Source organism: Streptomyces sp. NPDC058685, from assembly GCF_042714725.1.
Classification (GTDB): Bacteria; Actinomycetota; Actinomycetes; order Streptomycetales; family Streptomycetaceae; genus Streptomyces.
The window spans coordinates 1-9,395 of the sequence record NZ_JBHXSL010000103.1; the positions used below are offsets into that span (position 1 = coordinate 1).

A 9,395-nucleotide genomic window follows, 5' to 3' on the forward strand; every position below is an offset into this window, starting at 1 on the left:
CCGCGTCGCCGGCCGTACCATTGAGCACCAGGACCGGAGCACAGGCGCCTGGCCCCCTGGGCTGGGGCCCAGGCGCCTGTGCGGTGCAGTCCGCGTCTCAGTTCAATGATCGGCCGACGGGAGTGCCACGTTCTCCTCGGAGGCACGGTGCGCTGCGGTGAGCTTGTCCCGTCGGCTCCTGGTCTTGGAGGCCCCACGCGGTGGAACGGAGGCGAGGCAATCCGGTGCCGCTGCTATCACCCTGCTGGGCGACTGGTCATGAGGTTCGCTGTGCTTCGCCACTGGCAATCAGTTCTCGGGAATCGGGCTCGGGGCTGTCCGCGAGCGCTGGTGGTTCTGCGGCAGGAGTGGCCGTGCTGCTGGGGGTGTTCGGCCACCAGACGGTGGGTCCGATCTCGCGGATGAGGGCAGGTACCAGGAGCGAGCGGACGATGAGTGTGTCGAGGAGCACTCCGACGGCGACGATGAAGCCGATCTGGAAGAGATATACGACCGGGATGACGGTGAGGGCGGCGAAGGTGGCGGCGAGCACGATGCCCGCGGAGCTGATGACACCGCCGGTTGCCGTGAGGCCGCGCAGGAGACCGGGGCGGGGTCCGTGCCGGACTGCTTCTTCGCGTACGCGTGCCACGAGGAAGATGTTGTAGTCCACTCCGAGCGCCACAAGGAAGACGAAGGCGTACAGGCCGATGGTCGGATCGGTACTCGTGAATCCCAGCACGTGGTCGAAGACCAGCGCGGCGATGCCGAGGGTGGCCAGGTAGTTGAGGGCGACCGTGGCCATCAGGAGAATCGGCATGAGCAGGCAACGCAGCAGAATCATCAGGACGAGCAGGATGCTGGCCAGGACGACCGGCACAATCAGTGTGCGGTCCCGGTCGGCGGTCTGCTGCGTGTCGAGCTGCTGCGCCGAGTAGCCGCCGACCTCCGCTTCCGCGCCGGGGATCTTGTGTACGGCTTCCCGCAGATTGGTGATGGTGACCTGCGCCGCGTCACTGTCCGGTGGATCGTCCAGGATCGCGGCGAGTGCCAAGCGACGGTGCTCCGCCTCCGCCGAGGCAGCGGACCCGGCTGGTTGGCCCAGTCGGCTCGTTGTGGCGACTCCAGGGGTGCTACGGACTGCTTCCGTGACCTGTTGGAGCCGCTCACGGTTGGTGATCACCACGGCGGGGCTGTCGATGCCGGCGGGGAAGTGACGGCTGAGCGCTGCCTGGGCGTTGACGGCCGGCGCTGGGCCGCGGAAGATCTGATCCAGTGAGAGCGCTTGTGTGGCGAGAGTCGGTGCGAATGCTGCGCAGGCGAGTAAGCCAGCCAGCGTCGTGACCCAGATCCTGCGGGGCGCGCGGTCCACTGAACCGGCGATGCGGGTCCACAGGCGGTCGCTTCCCTTGCGTCCCGTGGCGTCCTGCGAGGGCCAGTAGGCGGCACGGCCGAAGAGCAGGAGCGCTGCCGGAAGGAACGTCAGTGAACTCAAGACGGCGCAGACAATGCCGATGGCACTGACCGGCCCCAACGCCTGGTGCGTCGGCAAATCGCCCAGCAGGAGAGCCAGCAAGCCCAGGCAGACGGTAGCCGCGCTGGCGGTGATCGGACCGGCTGACCGACGCAGCGCTGTACGCATCGCAGCGCACCGGTCATCGTCGGCGCCCAGCTCCTCGCTGTAGCGGGCGGCCAGCAGAAGTCCGTAGTCCGTCGCAGCGCCGATCACGAGTACGAAGAGGATGCCCTGCAGCTGGCCGTCTACCTGAACGACACCCTGGCGGGCCAGAAGGTAGACCACGGTGCAGGCGACAATCAGTGAGCAGACCGCCCCAACGACGATCAGTAACGGGAGCAACAGGCTGCGGTAGACGATCAGCAGGACCACGAGCACACCGATGAGGGAAACCACGAGCAGAAGCCCGTCGACGCGAGCGAAGGCGTCATCGAGGTCCGCCTGGATCGCGGCCGGGCCGGCCAGCGCGGCCACTATCCCGGGGACGCGATCCGCCGACCGGCGGATGTCTTCGACGACGCTGGGCAGCCGGGTGCCGAGGTCAGGCTCCAGGAGCAAAAGGCTCTGCATGGCACGACCGTCAGGTGCCCTCATCGGCGCGCTCGGGACCTCGATGAGGCCTGGCATACTGCCAAGACGAGCCAGGGCGGCTGTCGCTGCCCGCCGCTGCGAGGCGCTGATCCTGTCCGGGACGTCCCCGCGTACGCCCGTGGTGGTCCATACGACCGTCAAAGGCAGCGCCGACTTCTGGCCGAGAGCCCGCCCAGCGGCCTGGACACGAGCCGACTCCGCATCGCGGGGCAGGAGCAGCGCCGTATCGGTTGGAGCAGCGCCGCTCACCTTGCCCACATAAGGCGCCAGGAAGGTGCCGCCCAGCAGCCACAGGACCAGTAAGACTGCGGGCCCGAGCGCCCTTCCCCAGCGAGCCGGACGAACCATCACATGCTTCCTCTCGCCGCGCCGCTAGGCCTGCTGGACGCACGCCGGTGGCCACATGGGTCTGGGCTCTGCGGACGGGTTGCTCCTCTGATCAGGGACGGTCCAGCCATGATTGCGTGCCATCTCAGTCAGTTCGGTGCCCTACCTCGCTCGGGTTGCCGACTGCGGCTTGATTCACCCGAGTGGCGCGGTGCGGCTCACCGACTATCCAGGTGATGTCGGCGACGGCTGAAAGGTGGACCAGGTGCGACGCTTGGGTTCTCAGGCGGATTCGCATGATCGTCGCCGACACCAGGTGGATCGTTCCCGCCGCTTGAGCAGGCAGGTCTCTCCGAGCCCTCCGCTCGTAACCGGGTGTCAGGCCCGCGCGACTCCTGCGCGGTTGCACCCGGCGGGCAGGCGTCCTTCTACCGTCTGTACGAGGTCTCAACGGCTGGGGCCGGCGGCTACGGCGCCTTCCCGGCCGGCCGCCAGGTTGTTGCCGCGGCTCCGCCGGTGTCGCCAGCACTCTTGGCAAATGGCCTCAAGGCATCGTCTTTGTCCTGGCGCGAAGGGTAGGCGCCCCGTCGGTCACGAGCGGCCGCGGCTTCGTCCGCCGGACGGGGCGTGAACGGCATGATCGTGATGTCGAGGGCCCGGTGAGGGGGTCGGCCATGTGTCGGACGACTCGTCAGAGGACAGGACATCGTCGCCGTACAAGCCTCGGACCCAGTTCTCTTGATAGACGGTGTCGAGGTACCGCTCGCCGAGATCAGGGGCGATGGCGACAGAGGTGAGGCCCCGTGTGCCGTTGCGGGCGAGCCAGTCCATGGCGCCGCTGACCACTGTGCCGGTCGATCCGCCGAAGAGGAAGCCTCGTCGGGCGAGGCGACGGCAGGTACGGATGGTATCCGCCTCCTCAACGATTTCGGCTTCGTCCACGAACGACTCGTCCAGCAGCGGCGGACGGACGCTCATACCCAGCCCGGGAATCATCCGGCGTGCCGGGGCACCGCCGAAGCTCACTGAACCAGCCGTGTCCACGGCCACGACATGCACCGACCGCCGCTGCTCCCGGAAGTAGCGGGCACAGCCCATCAGGGTGCCGGTGGTGCCGGCCCCCACGAACAGCACGTCCAGTTGAGGGAAGCGTCGGGCGATGGCCGGCGCCGTCCTGCGGTAGTGGGCCTTCCAGTTGCTTGCATTGGTGTATTGGCTGAGCCATACGCACCGGCCGTCGGCGGCGCACAGGCTGCGGACGTACGCGAGCCGCGCGCCGAGGAGACCGCCGGCATTGGTCTCGTACTCGGAGACGACATGCACCTGGCTGCCGAGCGCTTCCATCATGAGCCTGGTCGTCAAGTTGCAGCGAGAGTCCGTCACGCACACAAACGGGTAGCCCTTGCTCGCGGCGATCATGCTCAGCGCGACGCCGAGGTTCCCTGACGAGGATTCGACCAGGATCGAGTCCGGCTTCAGGGTGCCGTCTCGTTCGGCGGACTCCACCATTTCGGTCGCGGCCTTCAGTTTGACCGAGCCGGCGAAGTTGAACCCTTCACATTTGAGGTACAGCGAGCGCCCGAAGATCGACTGGAGGTCGACGTAGAGGTCCTCTTCGTTGAAGGCCTGGGGAACTGAGATGACGGGCACGTTACTCTCCTCCTCTGCTTCAGAGCCTCTACGGCTGACTGCGCCTCCTCGCCTCGGACGCGATACGAGCGGAACCGAGACCGTGGAGCCATAGGGTGTGCTCTGACGTGCGGCGCTTGAGCCGCCGATTTCTTCGGGTTCTTCAGGTGTTGCGCGAGGGTCTCCTCGTGATCGGTTCGGCCCGGGGTCGGAGATCTATCCGTACCGGCTTCGTTCGTAGAAGAAGTTGTCGATCGTCTGCAGTTCTCCGCCGCGGGCCACCTCGTCGTAGACGTACTTGCCGACCGCGAGATCGAGGACTCCCAGGCCGAACGGCGAGAACACGATGGGGCGGTCCGTTGGCACGGTCACCCGGCCCGCCATCACGTCTGCCAACGTGCCGGACACAAAGCCTCGATTGCCGGTGAGCTGTTCCGTCAGGTGCGGCGAGGTGGATTCCCTCAGACAATGCTCGACGTCGTCGATGATGTTGGCCGACTTCAGCAGAATGGGCGGGGCCAGGTCGCGCAGCGACACATGCAGCACCATCGGGTTGTGGTCGAACCACGCAACGTCGGACACATGAGGCTGGCTTGCGATGGTGGCGAAGACCACCAGGTCACTCTGGCGGATCAATTCCTCGGCGCCGTGGTGCACGGTGACCCGGCCGGCGGTGCCCGTCTGCTCCAGGTAGAGGCGGAAGCCGGCCGCGCTGTCGGCGGACAAATCGTGCACGCCGATCTCGTCGAACGACCAGCCGGTGCCTTCCAGGAAGGTGTGGATGTAGCGGGCGATCAGTCCCGTCCCGAAGAAGCCGATGCGTGCCGGGCGCTGCCGGTCCCGGCTGAGCCAGTCGGCTGCCGCGGCCGCCGAGGCCGCCGTCCTGGTGGCACTGATGATCGAGCTCTCCAGACAGGCGAACGGGTAGCCGGTTTCAGGGTCGTTGAGCAGGAGAACGGCCGAGGCCCTGGGGAGGCCCTCCACCACATTCCGCGGAAAGCTGGAGATCCACTTCAGGCCGTCCACCCGGTCTGGGCCGCCGATCGATGCCGGCAGCGCAATCATGCGAGAGGTGGGGCGATCAGGAAACCTGAGGAACGATGACGGCGGATTCACCGACGCACCGTCACTATGGAGTCGGTACGTGGCCTCGACCACCTCCACGATCTCCTTCTCCCGCCCACGCAGCGCATCGTGAACCTGGTCTCCTGAGATCACTGCGAAGGCTGGCACGCTCGTCTGCGCGGGTCGTGTGCCGATGGTGGTCATGGGATCGTCACCTCGATGGGGGAAAGCGGTCGGTCCGGGGTGTCGGATCGGTCCTGCCGCCACTCCTCGTCACCGGTACGGCCCAGTTGGCGGGCTGGATTGCCGCCCCACTGCGCGTGCTCGGGAACAACCTCGCCTTTCATGAGGAAGGAATCGGAGGCGAGCACGGCGCCATCGCCGATCGTCACGCCGTAGTGGACGAAGGCGCCGACGCCGAGCGTGCAGCCGGCGCCGATGCTGCTGCGGTCGGACTTGAACGCGCCGTCCTCCTGGGAGTGGCACTGGACGACGCTCCCGGCGTTGAGAGTGCAGCCGTCGCCGATGGCGGCCATCGTGCGCTCCGTCAACATGCAGCCGTCGTCGAAGACCCTGCGGCCGATCCGGACCCCCAGCAGCCGCCAGATCACGGTCTTGAACGGGGTGCCGTTGAAGATCTGCAGATGCGTTTCCGAGGGAACCTTCCAGTAGCGCTCGCGGCGCCAGAAGCGGCGGTCGTAGATGGAACAGAACAACGGGGCGAGCGGGTGGAAGACCGTCACGGCCCGCTCCACCAGGACGAAGTACCCGGCGGTGAACAGCAGGACGGACACGTTGGCCAGCGCGATGGCCGATGCGCCCAACGCGGGGTAGAGCTCCGCAGCGGCCGAGAAGAGCAGGGTGACACCGAAGAGATAGATCCATCCGACCAGCAGGAAGAGGCCCATGGTGGCCACGTTGTGCCGGTTCTTGGACGCGAGGCGGCTGCGCAGCCCCTTGCCGCTCTTCAGCGCATCGAAAGTGCTGTCCCGCTGGACGGACCGCGGGATCTCGAAGCTCGGCGAGCCGAGCAGCCCGACACCCTCGCGGATCTTCCCGTCCACCGGGACCATGACCTTCGTCGCCAGAAGACAGTTGTCGCCCGTCCTGCCACCCGCCGGGTAGGAGATCCGGTTGCCGAGGAAGTTGCGGGCCCCGATGGAGACCGGCGAGACGCGGAACGAGGTGCTCGAGAAATCGGCGTTCATGATCGACAGGCCGTCCGCCACCATCGTCCCGGTCCCGACCGAACTCAGATACGGACTTTCCTGCTTCACCTGCGTGCCGAAGTTCGACCCGGTCTGCTCGACCGTGGAGAGGCCATACCCGAGGAAACGCAGGTAGTGAACGATGCCGGAGCTGTCGCCGAACAGCCGCATCAGGAACTTCCTGTTGGTCAAGAACGCGATCGCCCGGTGCACCCCGTAGTGGAAGCCGTACAACGGATAGGCCTTGCCCGGCGTAATGGCCCGATTGAGCAGGCGGGGGAGGGTGCCCACCACCAGCAGCGCGAACGGCACGGCCCCGAAGAAGAGCACAGCGGAAGCGGCCAGCGTCTCGAGGAAGAACGTCCCACTGGTGAGAGCCGAAGGCCCCGGCTCCAAAACCGATTCCACATGCGGCGCCACCGCGACCAGCATGCCCACACCGCCGACCAGCACAGGCACGTACACCAGCAGCACACTCAACAGCTGCAGAGCACTGTGCACCACCCTGCGCAAATCAGTGCGAGCTGACCCGGCCACGGCCCGGTACTCCACCCCGGAACGCTGCGCCGGTGATCCGTGCCAGTGCTCACCGTCAGGCACTGCCTGACCTCGGTGCAGGGATGAGGCATGCGCGAGCTGAGCCCCGTCGCCCACCGATGCGTCGATGTCGAGGACCGTGGCCTCGCTGACAACCACATTCTTCCCGAGTGTCAGCGTGCCGGTCTGTATCACGCCTGCATGCGCCCGGTAGCAGCTGAACAGCGAGTCCTTGCGGATGACCGTGCCCTCTCCGATGACAAGGAGATCAGTGCACACAGGAACACTGCGGGAGAAGACCGCGACCCCCCGCCCCACGCTCGCGCCCAGCGCCCTGAGATAGAACACGTAGAGAGGTGATCCGATGAACAGGACCAGCGGGTTCGACCGCACGAGCGTTTTCACGATCCAAAAGCGCACGTAGGCCAGGCTCCAGACCCCGAATTCCTGGGACTTCCAACGGCCGATGAGAACCCACTTCAACACGATCGGTACAGCACACATGATCAGAAGGCCGACGGCACCGAATGCGACCGAACGCAGGTAGACGTCGAACACGCCGACCCCGGCGGATATCCAGTCGACGCCGCGTGCGGTAACCAGAGCAAGGAGATAGGAGTAGCCGAGAAAGGCCAGGAGTTGCAAAGCTCCGCACATCAGATATTGCAGCCTCCCGACAGGAACCGCCGGCACGTCCGCCGACACCGACGTCGCAGCTGCGGGAACCGGCGCCACAGCCGGCACGCAATCCACCAGAGCCGCCGACAGGCTCCTGAGCGTCGGATGCCGGTAGATGTCCTTCATCGACACCGACGGCAGGTCCGGCAGTTTCCTGACGCGCGCACAGAACTGCGCCATCACCAGCGAGTCCGCGCCCAGGTCGTCAAAGAAGTTGCTGTCGACCGAAATCGGGCGCCCGGACACGACGTCGGCGAGTACGGCCGCGAGGACCGTCTCCGTGCCGGGCGTCAATCCGTCGCCACCCTGAATAGCTGAGGTCTCCTGCACGTCGAGAAGCAGTGCTTCGGCCGGATTTCCAGCCATGCGAACTCCCTGGGGAGATTGCGGTGCGAGCCAGCCGCCTGCGTAGCCGCAAACGGGACCCTCGGCACGCCCGATGTCTACAGCGAGTAGCGATCCGCGCAGGAGCGGGGAACTGGTCGAGAGGTTCTCGGCCGGAACTCTGCAGGCACTGGATGCGAGCCGCAGATGGACGTCATGCCCTGTATTCGAGGCCACTCGACATTAAGGATTGCGCATTTGCCCATTTACTTTGGATATTGGTCATCGTCTCGGTGGGTGGACACTGCAGGACCACACGGGCAGGACGTCGTGCCTCCGCGTAATGCTCCACCGCCAGCCGCACACCTGCCGCTGAAGGGACGCTGCAGAGCCGAATTAGCACGTCGCAGTCGGGCATCGAGGCGGGGCGGTGAGGGCCTGGACGACGACGTCCAGCGAGCGATACGGGCCGCCGTGAGTTGACGCGACGGGAGGGCGCCTGCGGCAAAGCGGCTCATGCCGACAGCGGTGAGCGCGGTGGGGCTGTTTCGTTCGGGTTCGACCGCCGACAGGCTCCTGTCAGGCGGCTCGTGGCAGCCGAAGCGCCGGCCGCTGCACAAAGAGCATCTCAGCACCTTGCATGACGTGCGCGCACTGAGGAGTACCGGCCACCGATGACCGTCTTGGGTATCGACGCCGACGCGCTACCACAACGCGAGTAGGGCTCGCGTTGCACCGAGCCTCGGCGCTGTGCTGGTCGGATCAGCAAACACATGGTCTCGGTACCTCCGCGCTGGATTCGGTGCGCCCGCGACCGTGCTGGTGACCAATAGCTCGGCCAACGCTACGAGGTGCGGGCACCGACTGGCGCCCTCGCCGGTGACACAAGTGCCACCCGGACCGCACCGGTTTCCGGATGACGGGGCAGGAACCAATCTTTCCTGCCCTCGGTAACGAACCACCAACGTGATGAAGACCAGAACGCATATCACCCGGAGCGCAAAGGCCGCACTGAGCGTGGGCTGATGTCCGGCTTTGCTGTGCCGGCCGCCAGGTGCTCCTGGCGATCGATGGTCGTCGCCTCCAATTGACACACCACCCCCGGCCACCTGCGTGGCCCCGCAAACTTTCTCGCCATTGCTTTAAGTAGCTGATGCACTACCCAAGGAGAACGCCATGAATGCCATCCGTTTCCGTCGTGCCGCCGTCGCCGTGGCCGCTGCCGCCGCGCTGCCGCTGGGACTTGCCGCGTGCGGCGGCGACGACAGTTCCGGATCCGCCTCCGACAAGGCGTCCACGGCGGCTCCGTCGGCGGAGAAGTCGATGCCCGCGGCGGACGGTGCCAGCATGATGGACGGTCCGTTCGGCCCGGCCTGCGCGTCGGTGCCGAAGGACGGCGCGGGCAGCTTCGACGGCATGGCCAAGGACCCGGTCGCCACCGCCGCATCCAACAACCCGGCGCTGTCCACCCTGGTGGCCGCCGTGAAGAAGGCCGGTCTGGTCGACACCCTCAACAACGCCGAGAACATCACGGTGTTCGC

4 protein-coding genes and 1 pseudogene are annotated in these 9,395 nt (G+C 66.4%); 1 reads left to right on the plus strand and 4 read right to left on the minus strand.

Annotated elements, in window-relative coordinates; translation table 11 throughout:
• Positions 1-256: 256 nt before the first annotated feature.
• From ACFWU3_RS36130 to ACFWU3_RS36145, 4 genes are all read right to left on the minus strand, one after another.
• Complete coding sequence (locus tag ACFWU3_RS36130; RefSeq protein WP_384445820.1) at positions 257-2,434, minus strand: MMPL family transporter; 2,178 nt, start codon at positions 2,432-2,434, stop codon at positions 257-259.
• Positions 2,435-3,004: 570 nt separating this feature from the next.
• Complete coding sequence (sbnA, locus tag ACFWU3_RS36135) at positions 3,005-4,063, minus strand: 2,3-diaminopropionate biosynthesis protein SbnA (RefSeq protein ID WP_384445821.1); 1,059 nt, start codon at positions 4,061-4,063, stop codon at positions 3,005-3,007.
• A 195-nt stretch (positions 4,064-4,258) separates the two neighbouring features.
• Complete coding sequence (sbnB, locus tag ACFWU3_RS36140; RefSeq protein WP_384445823.1) at positions 4,259-5,311, minus strand: 2,3-diaminopropionate biosynthesis protein SbnB; 1,053 nt, start codon at positions 5,309-5,311, stop codon at positions 4,259-4,261.
• Positions 5,308-7,896 (minus strand): Pls/PosA family non-ribosomal peptide synthetase, encoded by a 2,589-nt coding sequence (locus tag ACFWU3_RS36145; RefSeq protein WP_384445825.1) that lies wholly within the window; start codon positions 7,894-7,896, stop codon positions 5,308-5,310. The genes sbnB and ACFWU3_RS36145 overlap by 4 nt, the downstream gene beginning before the upstream one ends.
• 1,134 nt (positions 7,897-9,030) lie before the next feature.
• Between ACFWU3_RS36145 and ACFWU3_RS36150 the strand changes: the two are divergent.
• Positions 9,031-9,395 (plus strand): annotated as a pseudogene (locus ACFWU3_RS36150) (fasciclin domain-containing protein); the annotation flags it as partial.

Excerpts from the sequence above, each read along its gene's own strand:
- sbnB (WP_384445823.1), bottom strand. The coding sequence starts at position 5,311 with ATGACCACCATCGGCACACGACCCGCGCAGACGAGCGTGCCAGCCTTC.
- ACFWU3_RS36145 (WP_384445825.1), bottom strand. The coding sequence starts at position 7,896 with ATGGCTGGAAATCCGGCCGAAGCACTGCTTCTCGACGTGCAGGAGACC.
- ACFWU3_RS36130 (WP_384445820.1), bottom strand. The coding sequence starts at position 2,434 with ATGGTTCGTCCGGCTCGCTGGGGAAGGGCGCTCGGGCCCGCAGTCTTA.